The 21,319-nt window shown below is 70.4% G+C and carries 17 protein-coding genes and 1 pseudogene; 10 read left to right on the forward strand and 8 right to left on the reverse strand.

From position 1 onward, the window contains the following. Positions 1–15 precede the first annotated feature (15 nt). Positions 16–765, forward strand: a complete 750-nt coding sequence (gene ppgK, locus ACFVT5_RS03180) for a polyphosphate--glucose phosphotransferase (protein ID WP_389880800.1) — start codon at positions 16–18, stop codon at positions 763–765. Between the two features lie 98 nt (positions 766–863). On the opposite strand, the gene ACFVT5_RS03185 is transcribed toward ppgK, so the two are convergent. After that, positions 864–1,475: a DUF6542 domain-containing protein gene (locus ACFVT5_RS03185; protein WP_389880802.1), complete on the reverse strand. Its 612-nt coding sequence runs from the start codon at positions 1,473–1,475 to the stop codon at positions 864–866. Between the two features lie 246 nt (positions 1,476–1,721). Between ACFVT5_RS03185 and ychF the strand changes: the two genes are divergently transcribed. Further along, positions 1,722–2,810, forward strand: coding sequence for a redox-regulated ATPase YchF (ychF, locus tag ACFVT5_RS03190; RefSeq protein WP_389880804.1), 1,089 nt, complete (start codon positions 1,722–1,724; stop codon positions 2,808–2,810). 226 nt (positions 2,811–3,036) lie between these two features. Here the strand turns inward: ychF and ACFVT5_RS03195 are convergent, their stop codons facing one another. The 4 genes and pseudogenes from ACFVT5_RS03195 to ACFVT5_RS03210 form a co-directional block, all read right to left on the reverse strand. Beyond that, positions 3,037–4,179 (reverse strand): Fic family protein, encoded by a 1,143-nt coding sequence (locus ACFVT5_RS03195; RefSeq protein WP_389880806.1) that lies wholly within the window; start codon positions 4,177–4,179, stop codon positions 3,037–3,039. 67 nt (positions 4,180–4,246) lie between these two features. Next, positions 4,247–5,374 (reverse strand): annotated as a pseudogene (locus tag ACFVT5_RS03200) (NAD(P)H-binding protein); the annotation flags it as partial. Between the two features lie 98 nt (positions 5,375–5,472). Next, entirely contained in the window at positions 5,473–6,684 is a 1,212-nt protein-coding gene (locus ACFVT5_RS03205) for a sensor histidine kinase (protein ID WP_389880808.1), read from the reverse strand. Next, the gene (locus ACFVT5_RS03210; RefSeq protein WP_389880809.1) at positions 6,675–7,337 is read right to left on the reverse strand and encodes a response regulator transcription factor; all 663 of its coding nucleotides are present in this window, start codon (positions 7,335–7,337) and stop codon (positions 6,675–6,677) included. The genes ACFVT5_RS03205 and ACFVT5_RS03210 overlap by 10 nt, the downstream gene beginning before the upstream one ends. Before the next feature lie 206 nt (positions 7,338–7,543). On the opposite strand from ACFVT5_RS03210, the gene ACFVT5_RS03215 reads away from it, so the two are divergent. The 3 genes from ACFVT5_RS03215 to ACFVT5_RS03225 all read left to right on the forward strand — a co-directional run bounded on the left by ACFVT5_RS03215 (position 7,544) and on the right by ACFVT5_RS03225 (position 11,120). Further along, the gene (locus ACFVT5_RS03215; protein ID WP_389880811.1) at positions 7,544–8,836 is read left to right on the forward strand and encodes an ABC transporter permease; all 1,293 of its coding nucleotides are present in this window, start codon (positions 7,544–7,546) and stop codon (positions 8,834–8,836) included. A gap of 83 nt (positions 8,837–8,919) precedes the next feature. Continuing rightward, positions 8,920–10,320 (forward strand): ABC transporter permease, encoded by a 1,401-nt coding sequence (locus ACFVT5_RS03220; RefSeq protein WP_389880813.1) that lies wholly within the window; start codon positions 8,920–8,922, stop codon positions 10,318–10,320. An 8-nt stretch (positions 10,321–10,328) separates the two neighbouring features. Next, a complete protein-coding gene (locus tag ACFVT5_RS03225) occupies positions 10,329–11,120 on the forward strand; it encodes an ABC transporter ATP-binding protein (RefSeq protein WP_389880815.1) in 792 nt (263 codons plus the stop codon). Between the two features lie 34 nt (positions 11,121–11,154). Here ACFVT5_RS03225 and ACFVT5_RS03230 read toward each other — a convergent pair whose 3' ends face one another. Both ACFVT5_RS03230 and ACFVT5_RS03235 read right to left on the reverse strand, forming a co-directional pair. Next, on the reverse strand, positions 11,155–12,186 hold the full coding sequence (locus ACFVT5_RS03230; protein ID WP_389880817.1) for an alcohol dehydrogenase catalytic domain-containing protein: 1,032 nt from the start codon (positions 12,184–12,186) through the stop codon (positions 11,155–11,157). 82 nt (positions 12,187–12,268) lie between these two features. After that, on the reverse strand, positions 12,269–13,246 hold the full coding sequence (locus ACFVT5_RS03235; RefSeq protein WP_389880819.1) for an aldo/keto reductase: 978 nt from the start codon (positions 13,244–13,246) through the stop codon (positions 12,269–12,271). A gap of 176 nt (positions 13,247–13,422) precedes the next feature. Between ACFVT5_RS03235 and ACFVT5_RS03240 the strand changes: the two genes are divergently transcribed. Beyond that, the gene (locus tag ACFVT5_RS03240) at positions 13,423–14,394 is read left to right on the forward strand and encodes a helix-turn-helix transcriptional regulator (protein ID WP_389880821.1); all 972 of its coding nucleotides are present in this window, start codon (positions 13,423–13,425) and stop codon (positions 14,392–14,394) included. A gap of 3 nt (positions 14,395–14,397) precedes the next feature. On the opposite strand, the gene ACFVT5_RS03245 is transcribed toward ACFVT5_RS03240, so the two are convergent. Next, positions 14,398–15,453 (reverse strand): LacI family DNA-binding transcriptional regulator, encoded by a 1,056-nt coding sequence (locus ACFVT5_RS03245; RefSeq protein WP_389880823.1) that lies wholly within the window; start codon positions 15,451–15,453, stop codon positions 14,398–14,400. A 119-nt stretch (positions 15,454–15,572) separates the two neighbouring features. On the opposite strand from ACFVT5_RS03245, the gene ACFVT5_RS03250 reads away from it, so the two are divergent. The 4 genes from ACFVT5_RS03250 to ACFVT5_RS03265 all read left to right on the forward strand — a co-directional run bounded on the left by ACFVT5_RS03250 (position 15,573) and on the right by ACFVT5_RS03265 (position 21,317). Continuing rightward, positions 15,573–16,991 carry an ABC transporter substrate-binding protein gene (locus tag ACFVT5_RS03250; RefSeq protein WP_389880825.1) on the forward strand — a complete coding sequence of 473 codons (1,419 nt, stop codon included), beginning with the start codon at positions 15,573–15,575 and terminating at the stop codon, positions 16,989–16,991. 236 nt (positions 16,992–17,227) lie between these two features. Further along, positions 17,228–18,001 (forward strand): carbohydrate ABC transporter permease, encoded by a 774-nt coding sequence (locus ACFVT5_RS03255; protein ID WP_389880827.1) that lies wholly within the window; start codon positions 17,228–17,230, stop codon positions 17,999–18,001. A gap of 4 nt (positions 18,002–18,005) precedes the next feature. Then, positions 18,006–18,908, forward strand: a complete 903-nt coding sequence (locus ACFVT5_RS03260) for a carbohydrate ABC transporter permease (protein WP_389880828.1) — start codon at positions 18,006–18,008, stop codon at positions 18,906–18,908. 93 nt (positions 18,909–19,001) lie between these two features. Continuing rightward, positions 19,002–21,317 carry a glycoside hydrolase family 3 N-terminal domain-containing protein gene (locus tag ACFVT5_RS03265; protein ID WP_389880830.1) on the forward strand — a complete coding sequence of 772 codons (2,316 nt, stop codon included), beginning with the start codon at positions 19,002–19,004 and terminating at the stop codon, positions 21,315–21,317. Positions 21,318–21,319: the final 2 nt, after the last annotated feature.

Here is a 21,319-nt window from a genome sequence, read left to right on the forward strand (position 1 = left end):
TCGTAACGTAGGGCCATGCAGATCTTCGGTGTGGACATCGGCGGTTCAGGGATCAAGGGCGCGCCCGTGGACCTGGACCGCGGGGACCTGGCGGCAGAGCGGTTCAAGGTGCTGACTCCGCAGCCGAGCACACCCGGCGCGGTGGCCGACGGGGTGAAGGAGGTCGTCGAGCACTTCGGCTGGTCGGGCCCCGTCGGCATCACGTTCCCGGGCGTGGTCACCGGCGGCGCGACGATCCGTACGGCGGCGAACGTCGACAAGGCATGGGTCGACACCGACGCGCGCGCCCTGCTCGGCGAGCGCCTGGGCGGCCTCCCGGTGCTGGTGCTCAACGACGCGGACGCGGCGGGCGTCGCCGAGATGAACTTCGGCGCGGGCCGCGAGCGCCGGGGCACCGTCATCACCCTCACCTTCGGCACCGGCATCGGCAGCGCCCTGTTCATCGACGGCGCACTGGTCCCGAACACCGAGCTGGGTCACCTGGAACTGCACGGCCACGACGCCGAGTCGCGGGCGTCGACCAAGGCCAAGGATGACCACGACCTGAGCTGGGAGCACTGGGCGCACCGCGTCCAGAAGTATCTGGCACATGTGGAGATGCTGTTCTCGCCGGAGCTGTTCATCATCGGCGGCGGCGTGAGCCGCAAGGCGGACAAGTTCCTGCACCTGATCGAGGGCATCAAGGCGGACATCGTCCCGGCGGAGCTGCGGAACAACGCGGGGATCGTGGGGGCGGCGATGGAGGCGGCGAAGTCGGCGGCGTAGGAACGCGTGAGAGGTGCGGGTCACGCCGTGGGTGTGCGGGTCACGGTATGGGCGTCGTGCGTGTGCGGGTCACAGCTTGAGTGTCGTGGGTGTGCGGGTCACACCGGGCGGCGGCGGGGCTGGGGTGCGCGAGGGGTGGTGCGGGGGGAGGTCCGCGAGGAGGTGCGGGGGGAGCGGCGCTGGGCGGCACGCCTGCGGCTCATCAGCCGGACCTTCCGTACGATCACGATGACCCCGGCGACCAGCGTCCCGCCGTACAGCCAGCCCGCGTGCATGGCCAGCGCCGTGAACAGTCCCATGAGCTTCCCGGCGAGCCCGGCCGCGCCGTCCGCGATCGGCAGGATCCCGACGGCGAACGCGATGGGGACGCAGACCGGCGCCGTCACCAGGTCAGCGCGCCGCACCCACAGCGCCGTCAACGCGCTGACCAGCACGAACAGCACCCCGTACACCCCGATTGAGCCGTCGAACAGCAGCTGGTCCAGACAGGCGAGCAGGAACATCGTCCCGATACAGAACAGCGCGCTGCCGAGTCCGGTGAGTCGGGGGTTGGGCAGGCGGCGCAGTCTGCGCGCGAGGGGCGACGCGGGACGCCGCGCGGTCGAGGCGTCCCGGTTGAACGCGTCGGCGCCACTCGGCCCCGCCTGCGGCGGCAGCGGCGCGGTTCGTCGCGGTCGGTACTGAGGAGGACGCGTCCTGGGTTGCTCCACCGGACCAACTTAGGTCGGTTTATGTGTCGAACGGGTCGCTAGACACGCGCTTTGGCCGAGCTTGGCCGTGCGTTCGAGCCGACGGCGGTACGTCGCGGAGCCCCGGTGGTACATCCGGGTGCCGCCCGCGGGTCGCGCGGTACGTAGACTGGGGGATCGGCCCGCGCGCGTACACCGCCGGGCCCCCGCCCAGCCTCCACGGGCCGGGCCTCCGCCGCCCAGCCCTCACGTACGGGAAGTCGCAACGTGTCGCTCACGATCGGAATCGTCGGTCTGCCCAATGTCGGCAAGTCGACCCTGTTCAACGCCCTGACCAAGAACGACGTGCTGGCGGCCAACTACCCGTTCGCCACGATCGAGCCGAATGTCGGTGTGGTCGGCGTCCCCGACCCCCGGCTGACGAAACTGGCGGAGATCTTCTCCTCGCAGCGCGTCCTCCCCGCGACCGTCGACTTCGTCGACATCGCCGGCATCGTGCGCGGCGCGAGCGAGGGTGAGGGCCTGGGCAACAAGTTCCTCGCGAACATCCGCGAGTCCGACGCGATCTGCCAGGTCATCCGGGCCTTCAAGGACGAGAACGTCGTCCATGTCGACGGCAAGGTCTCGCCGAAGGACGACATCGAGACCATCAACACCGAGCTGATCCTCGCCGACCTGCAGACCATCGAGAAGGTCCTGCCGCGCCTCCAGAAGGAATCGCGGATCAAGAAGGACATTCAGCCGAAGGTGGCGGCCGTCGAGGCGGCGAAGGAGATCCTGGAGTCCGGCGAGACCCTGTTCGCGGCCGGGATCCGCCAGGGCACGGAGGCGGCGACCCCCTTGCACGACCTGCACCTCTTGACGACGAAGCCCTTCCTCTACGTGTTCAACGTGGACGAGGAGGAGCTGACGGACGACACGTTCAAGGACGAGCAGCGCGCCTTGGTCGCCCCGGCCGAGGCGATTTTCTTGAACGCCAAGCTGGAGTGCGATCTCGCCGAACTGGACGACGACGAGGCCCTCGAACTCCTCCAGTCCGTCGGCCAGGACGAACCGGGCCTCGCCACCCTGGCCCACGTCGGCTTCGCCACCCTCGGCCTCCAGACCTACCTCACGGCAGGCCCCAAGGAGTCCCGCGCCTGGACCATCAAGCGCGGCGCGACGGCCCCCGAGGCGGCCGGAGTCATCCACACGGACTTCCAGAAGGGCTTCATCAAGGCCGAGGTCATCTCCTTCGCGGACCTGGTCGAAACGGGTTCGGTCCCCGAGGCCCGAGCCAAGGGCAAGGCCCGCATGGAGGGCAAGGACTATGTGATGCAGGACGGGGATGTGGTGGAGTTCCGCTTCAATGTGTAGCGGGTGACTTACCGCCACGTCGCTGATCTGGCGAACATGCAGGTGAGATGGGGTCTGACGCTTCGGGGTCAGGCCCCTTGATTTTTTGCGGTGCTGGATAGGTGCTGGATATTCTGACCTCCCGTCACCTGTCATCACCCCTCTTATCCGTACCGTGCTGGATGAGAGCGCACATGCTGGGGCGTGCACTGTCCAGAGCCGGGCGGCGGTAGGAAGTGCGGGCGGGTCAGCGCTCCCGCCGGTAGGGATCCACGTACGGCTCCATGGACTGGCGGACCTCTTCCCGGACCGGGTCCATGAGGGGGCCTGGGGCGTAGTAGCGGGCTCGGGCCTTGCCGTGGGGGACGAGCCAGCCGCGGGCGACGAGTTCCCGGATGTCGCGGATCGCTTGCTGGTCGCTGAGGTCGGCGTCCTGCTGGTACACGGTGCGGCGGACCTTCGCGTCCGAGAACGCTGGCAGTAGGGCATAGACGACCCGCTCGTCCAGGCCGGCTGCCTCGACGCCTTCGACCAGGCGGGTCCAGGCCCGCGACATCACGTCGAAGCGGCGCTGGGCCTGCTGGGCTTGGCGGTGGTGGGCGGTCAGGCAGAACCGGATCCAGGGCCGGGTGTCCCGCTCCGGGCTCCAGCGCGGGCCGCCCACGTCCTCCAGGATCTGGTAGTAGGCGTACGTGTTCTGCCCCCGGCCGAGCCACTCCTCGATGGACGAGAACTCGGGCGGCATCAGGGCCTCGCGGGAGAACACCAGGGTGGACAGGGCACGGGACATGCGCCCGTTGCCGTCCTTCCACGGGTGGATCTTGACGAGGTTGAGGTGGGCCATGGAAGCGCGGACGTGGACGGGGGCGTCGAGGTCGCCCTCGTTGAGCCAGTTGATGAACTCAGACATCAGCGTGGGAACGTCCGCCTGGTCCGGGGCGGTGTAGGCCGGGACCATAGGGTCGTCGGGGCTGGTGACGTAGACGGGCCCGTCGCGCCAGCGGCCGGGGCGCTTGTCGAGGTGGTGGCCTTGCAGCATGAAGTGCAGGCCGTTGAGCAGGCCGGCGTCGTAGCGGAAGTCGTCACCGGCGTCGGCGAGGGCCTGGATGTAGGTCATACCGCGCTGATAGCCCTCCAGCTCGGCACGCGTCTTCTCCCCGGTCTCCAGCGGTTCCTCGCCGGACATGAGGGCTTCCACGTCATCGACCGTTGCGGCGTATCCCTCGATGGTGTTCGATCCGGCGATCGCGCGGGCGGTGAGGTTGCGGCGCAGCTGGCGGGTCCAGCGCGGGGTGGCCCGGAGCATGTGGCGCAGCGATCGGCGCATGCTCTCGATCTCGTCGAGGGCCCGCTGGTCGTCGGCGTCCAGGGAGGGAGTCGCGTACAGCATGGCTCCATGACATGATAATTGTGTCATTAAGTCAAGCGTGCATGCCTGAATCAGATCACCGTGGACAGCCGTTGTCGCCGCCGATGCCCTCGATCACCTTCCACAGCGACTGCCGTGACGCGTCGACCGTCAGCCGCCGTTCGTCCTCGTAGAGACTGCCGCCGGCCCAGTCCGGGTCCGTGGGCAGCGGATCGCTCGGGGCCCCCGGAACGGCGGCGGACGACCAGCGCGTCGCGACCTCCGCGTCCCGCACCCGGCGCAGGGCCAGCGCAAGCGCCTCGTCGAACGGCAGCGGGTGGCCCGGCGGATCGGGCACGTACCGGGCGATGTCGTGCTCGTGGCACACCACCTCATGACGGAGCGACTCGGTCAGGGGCCGGGCCAGGGCGGCGGGCACCGGGGTCACGAGGCCGACCCAGTGGCTGGACAACCGCGGGGTGAGCACCGGCACCGGCACGATGATCCGGTGCCGCAGGCCGGCGATCGCGGCGTAGCGGCACATCATCTCGCGATAGGTCAGGACGTCCGGCCCACCGATGTCGAACGCCCGGTCGATGTCCGCCGGCATGGTGGCCGAGCCGACCAGATACCGCAGCACGTCACGTACCGCGATGGGCTGCGTCCGCGTGTGCACCCAACGGGGTGTGACCATGACCGGCAGCCGCTCGGTGAGATAGCGCAGCATCTCGAAGGACGCCGAGCCCGAGCCGATCACGACGGCCGCCCGCAGCACCGTGGCGGGCACGGGCCAGTCGAGGAAGATGCGCCCCACCTCGGCACGGGACCGCAGATGCGGCGAGAGTGAGGCTTCGGGAACATCCCGCGGGGTGAGTCCGCCCAGGTAGATGATCCGCCGCACTCCGGCCGCGTGCGCCTGTTCGGCGAAGACGCGCGCCGCCCGGCTGTCGGTGTCCTCGAAACCGGAGCCGGCGCCCAGGGCGTGGACCAGGTAGTACGCGACCTCGATGCCGCGCAGGGCGGCGCCGACCGAGTCGGCGTCCGTGACATCCCCCCGGACCGCCTCCACGTCCGCCGCCCAGGGGTGGTCGCGGAGTTTGCCGGGGGAGCGGGCCAGACACCGGACCTGGTGACCGGCCGCCAGCAGGTCCGGCACCAGACGCCCGCCGATGTACCCGGACGCCCCGGTCACCAGGCAGTGCAGCCGCTCCGGGGCCGGTTCTCCGTCCGTGACCATGATCGGTTCCTCTCAGCGCCCGTTCCGGTGCGGCCCCTGGTACCAGATCATCGCCGCGACAACGTGAGCGCGCCCGCCGACGGCGCGAGATCGACCGGTCAGGGGAAACGCAGGGTGACCGTGAGGCCGCCCTCCTTGCCCGGTTCGGCCCTGAGTTCGGCTTCGTGGGACTTGGCGATGGCGCTGACGATCGAGAGGCCCAGGCCGTGGCCCGTGGTGGCGGTGCGGTCCTGGGTGAGGCGGCGGAAGGGTTCGAACAGGTCCGGTATCCGTTCGGCGGGGATCTTCGGGCCGGTGTTGGTCACGGTCAGGGTGCGGGCTTCGAGGCGTACGCCGACCCGGCCGCCGGGATGGTTGTACTGGACGGCGTTGCCGATCAGGTTCGCCAGCAGGTGGCGTAGGAGGACGGGATCGCCGAGGACGGTCAGAGGGCCGGTCAGGGGGTCGTCCGCCGTGATCTCGATGTCCACCCGTTTCCGTGCCGACCGCCGGGGCAGATCCGTGATCACCAAGCGGGCCGTCGCCTCCAGGTCCACGCTCGTGGTCTCTTCCGGGCCGCGGTCGCCTCGGGCGAGCAGCAGGAGCGCGTTGATCAGCGCCTCGGCCTCGCGGTTGGCGGTGAGGAGGTCCTCGCGGACCTCGGCGAGGCCCGCCGGGAGCGGGTCGACGAGGCCGACCTCAAGGCTGGCGCGCTGAACGGCGAGGGGCGTCCTGAGTTCGTGGGACGCGTTGGCGACGAAGCGCCGCTGGCTGTCGAACGACTTCTCCAGCCGGTCCAGCATCGAGTCGAAGGTGTCGGCCAGGCGGTGCAGTTCGTCATCGGGGCCGCTGAGCGCGAGGCGCTGGTGCAGGTTCTGTTCGCTGATGCGGCGGGCGGCCTCCGTCATCGAGGCGACCGGTCGCAGCGCCCGGCCGGCCAGCCACCGGCCGAGCAGCCCGGCGAGGACGGCCAGGACGAGCAGTCCCACGGCCGACCAGAGCACCATCTGACGCAGCGCGGTGTCCTGGACGGCCTGGACGGTCCGGTCGATCTTCCGGATCATGGCGACGTCCACGTCGCCCCTGGCCGGGGGCCGAGGTGATGCGTCCGGTCGAGTGGGGTGGGCGGGCGCGTAGGACTCGGGGCTCGTCGACGTGGTGCCGTACGTGACCTCGATTCCCTTCACCTGCTGGGCAGTTCCGTAGCGTGCGAGCAGTACGACGAAGGCCAGCAGAGCCACGCCCGCGAGCAGGAAGAGGGCGGAGATGGTCGCGGCGAGACGGACGCGGAACGGCAGCCTCCGCAGGAGCTTGCGCGGGTTCAGTCGCACAGCCGGTAACCCTGTCCCTTGTCGGCCGCGATCAGGCCCGGATCGCCGAGTTTGCCGCGCAGCCTGCTGACGGTGGCCCGTACCGCGCTGGTACGCGGGTCGAGGTTCTCGTCCCACAGGGTGCGGACGAGTTCGTCGTGCGGCACCGCCGTTCCCCGCGCTTCCATCAGCAGTTGCAGGACCGCGAACTCCTTGGGGGTCAGTTCCAGCGGCCGGCCGTCCACGTAAACCTCGCGCCGTGCCCGGTTCAGGGTGATTCCGTGATGGCGCAGGAGGACCGGCGGCGGCTTTTGTACGCGGCGGCTCAACGCCCTTACCCGGGCGACCAGTTCCGCGAAGTCGAACGGTTTGGTCAGATAGTCGTCGGCGCCGAGCGCGGTCAGTCCGTAGACCCTGTCCGTGATCTCCCCGGCCGCGGTCAGCATCAGGATCCGCGGCGGGTCGTCGAGTTCGCGCAGCCGCCTGCACACCTCGTCGCCGGTCAGCACCGGCAGATCGCGGTCGAGGATCAGCACGTCGTATGCGGTGAGCAGACACATCCGCTCGGCCTCGTCCCCCGCGGCGGCGAGATCGACGGCCATCGCCTGCCTGCGCAGGCCGGTGGCGATCGTACGGGCGAGGACCCGGTGGTCCTCGGCAACCAGAACTCTCATGCGATCGGAACTCTCATACGACCAGATCTTTCATGCGATCGGATCTTTCATGCGGCCACGTTCTTCCTACGGCCCATGAAACCAAGTTCACGATTGCGGCCGGATAAAGGCGCAGCCGCCGGCTCCCCGCGTCGGCCGGACCCTCTCCTTATGTCGCCGTAACGCACTTATCCCGCTGCACACCACCGCCTGTTCTTCTCTTCGGCATGAACTTCGTCAAGCGCGCCGGGAAGAGCCTGCGTGCCAGGAAATCCAGGACCGCCGTCCTGCTGGGGATCTTCGTCGTCATCTGCACCCTGTTGTTGGGCGGGTTTCTGCTCCAGGCGGCCACCGCCCGGCAGGAGGCGGACGCGCAGCGCGACATCGGCGTCGATGTGACGGTACGGGGCGACGGTTTCAGCGCGGCGCTGGCGGATCGGCTCGGTGCCTCGCCGCTGGTGCACCGGTACAACCCGCTGCTTCCGCTGACGGCCGGGGCGCGGGGGTTCAAGCCGCTCGTATCCGATCCGCCGAAGCCAAGCGGCACCCGTGACGGGAACGGGGAACAGGGTCCCCTGGCGCTGAACGGCGTGCGCGATTCCGCCCTGCTGCTGCCGTTCTCGTACGGCTCGACCAAGATCACATCGGGGCGCGGGATCACCCCGGAGGACGCGGACCGCCATGTCGCCGTGGTCGAAAGGCGCCTGGCCGAGAAGAACGGCCTGAAGGTCGGCGACACGATCCGCGTACGGTCCGCCGACGGTGAGCGCACCCTGCCGCTGACGATCGTCGGCGTGTTCCGGGACCCTACGCCGGACCCGGTGCCGGACCCGGCGCGGTGGACGCCGCCGCACGAACTGCCAGGCAACGCGGTCTACGTACCCGTCGACACCGTGCGGCAGTTGAGCCCTGGCGCGGCGGACCTCACCGACGCGGTGTTCCGGATCGGTTCGCCGGAGCAGGCCGAGCGGCTGCACGCCGAGGCCGAACGGCTGCTGGGTGCGGGGTCGTTCGACTTCCGTGTCAATGACAAGGCGTACAGGGACCAGGTTCGTCCGATTCAGCGTGTCGGTACGTTCGCCGGGGTGATCGTGCGGCTCATCGCTCTGGCCGGTGCGCTGATCCTCTCCCTCGTCGTGATGCTCCAGATCCGTGAGCGCCGGGCCGAGTTGGGGGTGCTGCTGGCGATGGGCGAGAAGAGGTGGAAGCTCATCGGCCAGCACACCGTGGAGGTGGCGGCCGTGGCGCTGCCCGCCGTGGCCGTCGCCGCCCTGATCGGTCAGGTCGCGGCCCGGCCGACGGGGGACGCGCTCCTTGGCCGCGAGGCGAACGGGCGCGGCGCGGCAGCCGGTGCACCGCGCGCGTCGACGTCGACCCGCCCGCCCGAGATCCACGTACAGCCCTCCGACCTCGGCAAGGTCGCCGGGATCGGCCTCGGCATCTCCCTGGTCGCCACCGTCGTCCCCGGGATCGGAATCCTCCGCCTCCACCCCCGTTCCATCCTCACCGACAGCGAATAGCCGCCGCGGCGACAGCGAACAGCCACCGCACCGCACGGAACCGAACCCCCTCGAACCGGACCGGACCGAAAGAGTCGACCTTCATGAATTTCGTCAAACGCGCGGGGCTCAGTCTGTGGGCCCGCAAGGGCAAGACCCTGATCACCCTGTGCACCTTCCTCGTCATCTCCGTGATGGTCCTCGCCGGCGCCCTGATCAACGGCGCGACAGCGCGGGCCGAGCGGGAGGCCAAGCGCTCCGTGGGCGCCGAGGTCACCTTGGAGATGGACCTGGACCAACTGGGCGGCGCGGGCGGCGGCTTGCAGGCCCCGCAGATCGACGCCGCGACCGTGGACAAGCTGGGCGAACTGCCGCAGGTCCAGAAGTACACGTACTCGATGTGGGACCGAGGCATCCTCAAGGGCGGTACCGAGCTGGTCACCGAGGGTGTGCCGGGCACCATGGGGCCCGGCGGCACCGCGACCGTCGGCGTCCTCGATTCCGCACTGCTGCCCGACTTCCGCAGCGGCAAGTTCACGCTGCTGTCCGGCAAGCACCTCACCGCCACGGACACCGACACGGACACCGACAAGGGCAAGAAGCGGCTGCTGATCGAGGAGCGGCTGGCCGAGAAGAACGGCCTCAAGGTCGGCGACAAGATCACGCTGAGCGGCAACGACGGCAAGGCCACGGCGGACTTCACCGTGGCCGGCGTCTACCGGGACCCCCGCCCCAGCTCCGAACCCGAGCCCGAGTACGGCGTCAACCCGGCCAACATGCTGTACGCGTCCGTGGGCGCCTTCGCCGCTCTCGGCTCCGCCGCTGACGGGCCTTTGCGGGTCGGCAAGGCGACGTTCCTCCTCGACGACCCCGATGACCTGGGCGCGTTCAAGAAGCAGGCCGAGCAGGTGGCGGGCTCCGCGCTCGACGGGTTCGAGCTGGGCGTCAACGACAAAGCCGTCCAGCAGATGACAGGCCCGCTGCACAGCATCCGTACCACCGCCACCGTAGCGATGTGGCTGATCGGCCTCGCGGGCGCCGCCGTCCTCGCCCTGCTCGTCAACCTCGCCGTCAAGCAGCGCCGCAGGGAATACGGCGTACTCCTGGCCATGGGTGAGGGGAAGGGCAAGCTCGTCGTCCAACAGGCCCTGGAGATCGTCGTGGTCGCGGCCCTCGCCATCGGCCTGAGTTCCCTGTTCACCGAGAGTCTGACGCAGAGCGCCGGTCAGTCGCTGCTCGGTCAGGAGGCCGCCTCGGCCCGGAAGAAGCTCGACTCCTGGCAGGCCCCGCCCCCCGGCAGCACCGGAATCGACCAGGGCAGCGACCCGAACGACAAGCCCGTGGAGAACGCCGACCCCATCGACCGGATCACCGTACGGCTCGACCCGTCGGATCTCGCCATGGTGGGCGGCGTCGGCCTCGGCATCGCTCTGCTCGCCACCGCCGTCCCGGCCGCATCCGTCCTGCGCCTGAGCCCCCGCTCCATCCTCACGAAGGGCAAGTGACACCCGCCATGACCGACGCCACCGCCGCCAACGCCACCTCATCGCATGCCACCACGGCCAACACCCGTACAGGCAACGCCACTTCAGCCAACGCCAGCTCAGCCGCAGCGGCCCCGCCCGTCCTGCGCCTAGACGGCGTCAGCCACACCTACGCCGACCAGCGACGCAGGACCACCATCCTCAAGAACATCGACTGCGTCTTCGAGCGCGGCACCTTCACCACCGTCCTCGGCCCCTCGGGCAGCGGCAAGACCACCCTGCTCAGCCTGGCCAGCGGCCTCGACGCACCCACCAAGGGCACCATCAGCTTCGACGGCCAGGACCTCACGAAGCTCGGGCTCGGCCGCTACCGCAACCGGCACGCCGCCACGATCTTCCAGCAGTACAACCTCCTCACCTATATGAGCGCCCTCCAGAACGTCACCACCGCCATGGAGATCACCGGCGTGAAACCCGAAACGGGAAGCCGCAAGTCCCGTGCCCTGCACCTCCTCGAAAGCATCGGCCTGGACAAGGACATGGCCCGGCGCAACGTCCTGCGGCTCTCCGGCGGTCAGCAGCAGCGCGTCGCCATCGCCCGTGCCCTGGCCTGCGACGTCGACATACTCTTCGCCGACGAACCCACCGGAAACCTCGACGAGGACACCGCCCAGGGCATCATCGAAACCTTCCGCGCACTCGCCCACGACCAGGGCACCTGCGTGGTCGTCGTCACGCACTCCGCCCAACTCGCCGCCCAGTCCGACCGAGTCCTCACCCTCCGCAAGGGCAAGCTCACGGAGCAGGTGAACACACGGTGAAGGCAACTACCCTGCTGTGCTGTCGGGTGCGGGCTCAGAGGGAGATGTGGGCCTTGAGTACCTGGCGGTCGGCCATGGCCCGGTACGCGTCAGGGGTCTGGTCGAGCGTGAAGCCGCGGTCGAGGACACGGCCCGGGGTGATGGTGCCGTCGAGGATGTCGGGCAGAAGCTGCTCGATGTAGGCGCGGGCAGGGCTCGCGCCGCCGGTGAGGGTGATGTTCCGCAGGAAGGTGGACGGGCCGATGGGCCCTTCCTCGTACTGCGGGACACCGAGCCGGCTGATCGTGCCGCCGTCGAGGACCGCGCCGAACGCGGTGTCCAGGCTCTCGCGGGTGCCGACCGCCTCGATGACCTTCTCCACACCGTCGCCGGTCGCCTCGCGGACACGGGCGACGCCCTCCTCGCCGCGCTCGGCGATCACATCGGTGGCACCGAAGTCCCGGCCCAGATCGGTGCGGGTGGGGTGGTGGCCCATGAGAAGGACGCGTTCCGCTCCCCGTCGTACGGCGGCGATCACCGCGCACAGTCCGACCGCGCCGTCCCCGATGACCAGCACCGTGTCTCCGGGGCCGACGCCGGCGGTGACAGCGCCGTGGTGGCCGGTCGTCATCACGTCCGACAGGGTCAGCAGCGAGGGCAGCAGGGCCGAGTCCGCGGCGACGGGGAGTTTGACCAGGGTGCCATCGGCGTACGGGACGCGTACCGCCTCGCCCTGGCCGCCGTCGACTCCGTCGAAGCCGTAGCGGCCTCCGTGGCGGCAGGAGTTGTGCAGGCCCTTGGCGCAGTAGTCGCAGGTGTTGTCGCAGTACTTGAAGGGGGCGACGACCAGGTCACCCGCCTTCAGTCCGGTCACGTCGGCGCCGGTCTCCTCGACGACGCCGAGGAACTCGTGGCCCATCGGCCGGCCGGTTTCGGTGGCGGGCATCGACGCGTACGGCCACAGGTCGCTGCCGCACACACAGGACGCGACGGTGCGTACGACGGCGTCACCGGGCTGGACGATCTTCGGATCGGGACGGTCCTCGACGCGGACGTCTCCGGCTCGGTACATCACTGCTGCTCGCATGAGAGGGGTGCTCCTGAAGGGGTGCTTGTGAAAAGGGGGGTGGGGCGCCCGGCGCGACGGTCGGGTCACGGACCGCACGCGGTCAGCGTTCGAGCATCTGCCGTCCGGCCCGCGTGTGGGTCTCGCCCGCCGCCGGAGGCAGGTCGCTCAGCCGGGCGAGCTGCTCGGCGGTCAGCTCGATGCCGTCGGCTGCGGTGTTCTCCTCGACGCGGCGCACCCGCTTGGTGCCGGGGATCGGGGCGATGTCGTCGCCCTGGGCGAGCAGCCACGCGAGCGCGACCTGCGCGGGCGTGGCACCGGCCTGCTCGGCGACGGCCTGGACCTCGTCGGCGATACGCAGGTTGCGCTGGAAGTTCTCGCCGGTGAAGCGGGGGTTTCCATGGCGGAAGTCGCCTTCGTCGAAGCCGTCCGTGGAGCGGATCGTGCCGGTGAGGAAGCCGTGGCCGAGCGGGGAGAAGGGCACCAGGCCGATGGTCAGCTCGCGCAGCACCGGCAGCACCCGCTCCTCCAGGCCACGGGTCCACAGCGAGTACTCCGACTGCACGGCGGTGACCGGGTGCACGGCGTGGGCGCGGCGGATGGTGTCCGGACCGGCTTCCGACAGGCCGAAGGCACGGACCTTGCCCTCGGCGACCAGCTCGGCGACGGCGTCGGCGGTCTCCTCGATCGGTGTGTTCGGGTCGACGCGGTGCTGGTAGTACAGGTCGATGTGGTCGGTGCCCAGGCGCTTGAGTGAGCCCTCGACGGCGGTACGGATGTTGGCCGGGCCGGAGTCCAGGTTCCAGGGACCCTGCCCGGCGTGCGAGACGAGGCCGAACTTCGTCGCAAGGATCACCTGGTCGCGGCGCCCCTTCAGCGCCCGGCCCAGCAACTCCTCGTTGGTGTAGGGACCGTAGATCTCGGCGGTGTCGATGAAGGTGACGCCCAGTTCCAGGGCCCGGTGCAGGGTCCTGATCGACTCGGCCTCGTCGGTTCCGGAGTCGGTGTAGCCGTGGGACATGCCCATCGCGCCGAGACCGATCCGGGAAACCTCCAGGTCACGCAGTCTGATGTAACGCATTTCGATGTCTCCGGTTCGTCGCGTACCGGCCCTGCCCGCGGAGAGGTACGGCCGTTGTCTCGTCGTCCCCACCTTCGCCCGGTTTCGGCCGATGTGGCAGGGCGGGCTCTTCGGGGGTAACGACAGGGCCCCCTTCGCACCCACGCCGCAGGTCGGAGTGGTGTGAGAGTGAGGGCATGGCATCCGACGGCACGGTTTCCCACGGCGGCGGCGTACGCGGCGGCGGCGGCGTGAGTGGCGGCGTCACCAGCGGTACGAGCGGCGGCGTGAGCAACGGTACGAGCGGCGGCGATGGCGCGGAGCTGGGCCGTTTCCTGCGCGCACGCCGCACCCAGACCGGTCCCGAGTCGGTCGGCCTCACCGTCGGTCCCGGAGTGCGCCGCACCCCTGGGCTGCGCCGCGAGGAGCTGGCCACCCTCGCCGGCATCAGCATCGACTACTACGTACGCCTGGAACGCGGCAAGGAGACCCGGCCCAGCCCCTCCGTGCTCGAATCGCTCGCCCGCGCCCTGCACCTGGACGACCAGGAACACCAGCACCTGCGCGAGCTGGCCGCCCGTGCCGCCCGCTACGCTCCCGAGCCGCCACCTGCCCCCAGCCGTACCGTGCGCCCGCACCTCAAGCTGCTGCTGGAGTCGATGCGGCCCAACCCGGCCTACGTCATCAGCCGCAGCATGGACCTGCTCGCCTGGAACTCCGGCGGTCTCGCCCTGTACGCAGGTCTGGAGGACTGGCCCGCGGGGCAGCGCAATCTCGCGCGCTACCTCTTTCTCCACCCCGCCGCCCGGGACCTCTTCCCGAGCTGGGACAGCGTGGTCCGCGGCTGCGTCGCCCGTCTGCGCGCCACCGCCGGCACCATCCCCGACGCCCCGGACCTGACCAATCTGGTCGTTGAACTCCTCCTCAAAAGCCCCGACTTCGCCTCTCTCTGGGAGCGGTACGAGGTGGCCGGCCGCAAGAGCGCGCGGAAAACCTTCCACCACCCGCACGTCGGCACCGTCACCCTCACCTCCCAGTCCATGCAGCTCGAAGGCACTCCGGGGCAGCGGATCGCCGTCTACACCGCCGAACCCGGCACCCCCGACCACGACGCCCTGCTGCTGCTCGACATGACGGCACACTCCGTCACGCGAGGCGTCACGCGATAGGCGTCACGCGACAGGCGGAGCCGCCGTACTGCTGCGGACCACCAGACTCGTCGCCAACTCCACGCGGGTGGTGGTCGGTTCCGGGCCCTCGGTGCGGCCCAGGTCCAGGACCAGCCGTGCCGCCGCCTCGGCCATCTCCGTGAGTGGCTGTCGTACGGTCGTCAGCGGTGGTCCGACCCAGCGGGCCACCGGCAGGTCGTCGAACCCGACCACGCTCAGGTCCTCCGGGATGCGCAGCCCCAGCTCGCGCGCCGCCTCGTACAGGCCGAGTGCCTGGAGGTCGTTCCCGGCGAAGATCGCGGTCGGCCGGTTCTCGCGGCGCAGCAGGCGCAGCCCCAGCCGGTAGCCGGACTCGTGGTGGAAGTCGCCCGGCTCGATCAGGTCGGGGTCGACCGGGAGCCCGGCGGTCTCCAGCGCCGCCCGGTAGCCGTCGATCCGTGCGCGGCTGCACATCATCCGCGACGGCCCGGTGATCGCGCCGATCCGGGTGTGTCCCAGCTCGACCAGGTGCCGGGCGGCGGCGAGGCCGCCCTGCCAGTTGGTGGCGCCGATCGAGGGCACGTCGGTGCCGGGGTCGCCCGCCGGGTCCAGCACCGCGAACGGGATGGACCGGCTGGTCAGCAGCGCCCGCTGGGCGTCGTCCAGTTCGGACAGGACCAGGATCACGCCGTGCGGGCGGCGGGCCGCGACCTGGTCGGCCCAGGTGCGGCCGGGGGTGAGCCGTCCCGCGCTCTCGGACAGGACGACGCTCAGCCCCGCGTCACGGGCGACGTTCTCCACGCCCCGGATGACCTCCAGCGCCCAGGCGCTCTCCATCTCGTGGAAGACCAGGTCGAGCAGGGGTGAGCGGGTCGCCTCGGCCCGGCGCCGCCGGTAGCCGTGGGTGCGCAGCAGTTCCTCGACCCGGGTCCGGGTGGTGGGGGCGACATCGGCACGGCCGTTGAGCACCTTCGAAACAGTCGGGGCGGAGACTCCGGCCTCGCGGGCGATCTCCGCGAGTGTGGCGGTCTGCGCGGACCGTCCTGCCGTCTGGGCTTGAGCGCGTTCCGGGACTGTCATACGGGCGATCGTATCTCCGCGCACCCTCTTGACGGGTCCTAGGTGCGGCCATAGGTTCCCCAAAACATTCGGAGCGCCGTTCGAAAGATTCGTAACACACATTCGCGAGAGGTGCGGTCATGGAGTCCAAGACAGGACAGTCCAGCGGCAGGCAGTCCAACGGCGGGCAGCACGACGGTGGGCAGTCCGACGGTGGGTGGCCCGGAGTCGGGAGCGGGAGCACGGGCGGCCGGACATTCAGCCGGCGCTGGGTCCTGGGGGCCGGCGCCACCACGTTGCTCACCACCGGCCTGACCGCCTGCGGCTCCGGCAGCGGCTCGGGCGGCGGTGACGGCTCCACCCTCACCGCCTTCGTGTACGGAGACGACGCGGCCAAGGTCCAGCAGGCGGCCGTGAACCGGTTCAACGAGTCGGCAGCCGCGAAGAAGGCGGGCGGCAAGGTCAAGCTGGAGCGGATCCCCGGCTCCGACTACGCCCCGAAGCTGCGCACCGCCATGGGCTCGCCCAGTGCCCCTGACGTCTTCTTCAACTGGGGCGGCGGCTCCATCAAGTCGTACCAGGAGGCCGACAAGATCATCGACCTGACCGGCATCATCCAGGACGACCCGGTCCTCAAGGACGGCTTCCTGCCCTCCGTGCTCGCCGCCGGCGACCTGGGCGGACGCCACTACGGCATCCCGATGCGCGGCATGCAGCCGGTGATCCTCTTCTACAACAAGACCGTCTTCGCCGAGCAGGGGATCGAGCCGCCCACCACCTGGGATCAACTCCTCGACAACAACGCCAAGTTGAAGAAGGCGAAGATCACCCCGTTCGCGCTCGGCGGCTCCGACGTCTGGCCGGAACTGATGTGGCTGGAGTACCTGGTCGACCGCATCGGCGGCGCCGAGGTCTTCCGGCGCGTCCAGAACGGCGACGCGGCTGGCTGGGGCGACCCCGCGATGCTCAAGGCGGCCGAACTGGTGAAGCAACTCGTCGACGACGGCGCCTTCGGTGCCAAGTTCACCTCGGTGTCCTACGTCAACGGCGGCGCCCCCGCGGTCTTCGCCAAGGGCCGGGCGGCGATGCACCTGATGGGATCCTGGGAGTACTCCACGCAACTCGGCAAGTTCCCCGACTTCGCCGAGAAGAACCTGGGCTGGACCGCCTTCCCCAGTGTCGACGGCGGCACCGGTGACCTCAGCAATGTCGTCGGCAACCCCACCAACTACTGGTCGGTCAACAGCCGTACCCGCAACAAGGACGCGGCCATCGCCTTCCTCAAGGAATGCGCGTCGCAGCAGTACGCCAAGGCTCTTGTCGCCAACGGTGACGTGCCGACCACGTCCAACGCGGCGCAGCTCCTCGGCGGGGCGCCCAACCCCGAGTTCGCCCGGTTCCAGTACGAGATGGTCGAGCGGGCCGGCGCCTTCACTCTCTCCTGGGACCAGGCGGTCGGCGACGAGTTGGGCACGAGGATGCTGACCGAGATCGGCAAGCTGTTCGCGGGAAAGTCCTCGCCGCGGGAGTTCGTGGACGCCTGCAAGGGGCTGAAGTGAGCGCGACGGTCCACCGGACCGGCAGTTCGAGTGCTCCCGGCGCGACAGGCGGGGCCGACGGAGCCGGCGCCCCAGGCAGGACAGCCACGAAAGGCAGGTCCGACAGAACCCGCCCAACCGACAGGACCCGTAAGACCGGAGGGTCCCGTAAAACCGCCAGAGCCCGGTCAGGGCGTCCGCACGTCGCCTGGGCCCTCCCCGCCGTCCTCTTCTTCGCCTTCTTCGCCGTCGTCCCGATGGCCCTCGCGTTCTACCTCTCCTTCACCCGCTGGGACGGCCTCGGCGCCCCGCGACCCGTCGGCCTCGACAACTGGCGGCGGCTGCTTGACGACCCGCGCATCACCCAGTCCCTGACCCTGACCGTGCTGCTGACCGTCGCGAGCTGGCTCTTCCAGACCGTCGTGTCCCTGCTGCTCGGCGTCTGGGCGGCGGGCCCACAGCGCAACCGGGCGGTCCTGACGGCGATCTACTTCCTGCCCCTGCTGCTGTCCTCGACCGCCATCGCCATCCTGTTCTACGCCCTGCTCGACCCGAACTTCGGCATCCTCCAGAAGGACACCCTCGGCTCGTCCAGCGGCGCCTTCCTCGCGATCGTGTTCGTCGGCGGCTGGCAGTTCATGCCCCTGCACACGCTGATCTACCAGGGCGGCGCCCGCCAGATACCGGCCGTCCTCTACCAGGCGGCGGCCATCGACGGCGCCGGTCGGCTGCGCCAGTTCCTCTCGATCACCCTGCCGCAGCTCAAGCACACCGTCACCACGTCCTCCGTACTGATCGTCGTCGGCTCGCTGACCTACTTCGAGACGGTGCTGATCCTCACCAAGGGCGGCCCCGGCACGGACACCGCGATCCTGCCGTACCTCATGTACGAGGCGGGCTTCAGGAGTTACGACTTCGGCTACGCCAGCGCCATCGCGTCCTTCCTGGTCCTGGTCGCCACCGGACTGTCCCTGCTGCTGGTGCGGTTGACCGGTTTCGGCGCCATGCGCAGTACGCGCGAAGGGATGTGACGGGATGTCACACGACACACTGCCGCGTCCCGCCAGGACCGGCGACCCCGCCCCGGGGCGGAAGCGTCCCGCGGTCCGCCGGCGGCACTGGACCCGGCGCGCCAACCCGCTGGCCGGTATGGGCTCGCTGGTCTGGCTGGTCGTCGTCCTGGTCCCGGTCTACGCCATGCTGTCGGCCTCCCTGACCCGCCGCGACCAGGCACTCACCGGCAACCCCCTCAGGCCGCCCGGCGACCCGACCCTCGACAACTACCGGACCGTTCTCGACAGCGGATTCGGCCACCTCCTCGCCAACACCGCCCTCGTCGCGGTCGCCGTCGTGGCCATCGTCCTCGTCCTGTCCGTGCCACTGGCCTACGTCACGGTCCGCACCCGTACCCGCTGGTCCGGCACCGCCTTCCGGCTGTTCCTGCTGGGCGTCGCCATCCCGGCGCAGGCCGTCGTCGTACCGCTGTACCTGCTGATCGCGAAGCTCAACCTCTACGACACCCTGCCCGCCGTCATCCTGCCGACCGCGGCCTTCGCCATGCCGGTGTCGGTACTGATCCTCGTCGGCACCCTGCGGGACGTGTCGGAGGAGCTGTACGAGGCGATGGCACTGGACGGCGCGTCACCGCTGCGGACGCTGTTCCAGCTCACGATCCCGCTGGCCAAGGGCGGCATCAGCACCGTCGTCATCTACGCGGCGCTCCAGGCGTGGAACGGCTTCCTCTTCCCGCTGATCTTCACCCAGTCCGACGGTCCGCGCGTGCTCACCCTCGGCGTCTTCAACTACGTCAGCCAGTTCGGCGTGGACATCCCCGCGCTGCTCGCCTCGGTCGTCCTGTCCGGCATCCCGATCTTCGCCGTCTACCTGGTGGCACGCCGAGCGCTGGTGAGCGGCCTGATGGGCGTGGGCGGCAAGTAGGCCAGCAGGCAAGTAGGTCGGCCAGAAGGCCAGAAGGCCAGAAGGCAAGTAGCCCCCGTACCCCCACACCGCACCCCGACCGACTGGAGTTCCATGACCACCGCCCCATGGCGCGACCCCGCCCTGCCCGCCGCCACCCGCGTCGACGACCTCATCGGCCGGATGACCCTGGAGGAGAAGACCGCCCAGCTGTACGGGGTATGGGTGGGCGCCGCCACGGACGGCGACGGGGTCGCCCCGCACCAGCACGACATGAGCACCGACATCGGCTGGGACGACCTGATCACCCGGGGCATCGGCCAGCTCACCCGTCCCTTCGGTACCGCCCCCGTGGACCCGGAAACCGGGGCTCGCGCCCTGGCCCTGGCCCAGCGGCGGATCACCGGCGCCGGCCGCTTCGGCATCCCGGCGCTCGCGCACGAGGAGTGCCTGGCCGGCTTCACCGCCTGGCAGGCCACGGCCTACCCGGTGCCGCTCGCCTGGGGCGCCACCTTCGACCCGGACCTCGTCACGGAAATGGCCCGGCGTATCGGCCGCGACCTGCGCTCGGTCGGCGTCCACCAGGGCCTCGCCCCGGTCCTGGACGTCGTACGGGATCTGCGCTGGGGCCGCGTGGAGGAGACCATCGGCGAGGACCCGTACCTGGTCGGCACGGTCGGCGCCGCCTATGTGCGGGGGCTGGAGTCGGCGGGGATCGTGGCGACGCTGAAGCACTTCGCCGGGTACGCGTCCTCCGCCGGCGCCCGCAATCTGGCGCCGGTGCGGGCCGGGGTGCGGGAGTTCGCGGACGTCACCCTGCCGCCGTTCGAACTGGCCCTGCGTGAGGGCGGCGCCCGCTCGGTGATGGCGGCGTACAACGAGACGGACGGCGTACCGGCGTCGGCCGACGCGCGGCTGCTCACCGGACTCCTGCGCGAGGAGTGGGGCTTCAACGGCACGGTCGTCTCGGACTACTTCGGCGTCGGGTTCCTCGAAACCCTGCACCGCGTGGCGAGCACCCCGGCCGACGCGGCGCACGCTGCCCTCGCGGCGGGCATCGACGTGGAGCTGCCGAACCCGACGTGCTACGGCGACCCGCTGACCGAGGCCGTCCGCGCGGGCACGGTCCCGGAGCGACTGGTCGACCGGGCGGCGCGGCGCGTCCTGACGCAGAAGTGCGAGCTGGGCCTCCTCGACCCGGACTGGCGGCCTGAACCGGACGGTCGCGTCGACCTGGACTCGGCGGCCAACCGCGACCTGGCCCGCCGCATCGCCGAGGAGTCGCTGGTGCTCCTCGACAACCCCGACGGGCTGCTGCCGCTGCCGCCGGACGCCCGGATCGCGGTCGTCGGGCCGCGCGCGGCGGACCCGCTGGCGATGCTCGGCTGCTACTCCTTCCCGTCCCACGTCGGCACCCACCACCCCGACAAGCCGATGGGCATCGACATCGAGACGGTGTTCCAGGCGCTGCGGGCCGAACTGCCGGACGCCAAGGTGACGTTCGCCGAGGGCTGCGACGTCTCCGGTACGGACACCTCCGGCATCGAGGAGGCGGTGGCGCGGGCGGCCGATGCCGATGTGTGCGTGGCGGTGCTCGGCGACCGGGCGGGCCTCTTCGGCCAGGGCACCTCCGGCGAGGGCTGCGACGCGGCGGACCTGCGGCTGCCCGGCGTCCAGGGCGACCTGCTCGACGCGCTGGTCGCGACCGGTGTGCCGGTGGTCCTCGTGCTGCTGACCGGGCGCCCCTACGCACTCGGCCGCTGGGACGGCCGGCTCGCCGCCGCCGTGCAGGGGTTTTTTCCGGGGGAGGAGGGCGGTCCGGCGGTGGCGGGGGTGCTGTCGGGCCGCGTCTGCCCCTCCGGCCGCCTCCCGGTCAGCGTGCCACGCGACCCCGGCGGCCAGCCCTGGACCTACCTTCAGCCCCCGCTCGGCCTCGCGGGCGAGGTCAGCAGCCTGGACCCGACCCCGCTGTACCCCTTCGGACACGGCCGCTCGTACACGACGTTCGCGTGGACGGACGGCACCGGCGACCCGGACCGCACGACGGAGATCCCCACGGATGGCTCCTTCGATGTCGGAGTCACCGTGACCAACACCGGCGACCGCGAGGCCGCGGAGGTCGTCCAGCTCTACCTGCACGACCCGGTGGCGTCCGTCACCCGCCCCGACATGCGCCTCATCGGCTACCGGCGGGTGCGGCTGGCCCCCGGCGCGGCGGCCCGCGTCACCTTCCGCTTCCACACCGACCTGTCCGCCTTCACCGACAGAACCGGCCACCGGACGGTCGAGCCCGGCACCCTGGAACTACGCCTGGCGGCCTCCAGCACCGACATCCGCCACACGGCCCGACTGACCCTGACAGGCCCACCCCGCGAACCGGGCCCGCACCGACACCTCATCTGCGAGACAGAGGTGACGCCGGTCCTCTGAGC

It is taken from the genome of Streptomyces sp. NPDC058001 (assembly GCF_042886315.1).
GTDB lineage: Bacteria > Actinomycetota > Actinomycetes > Streptomycetales > Streptomycetaceae > Streptomyces.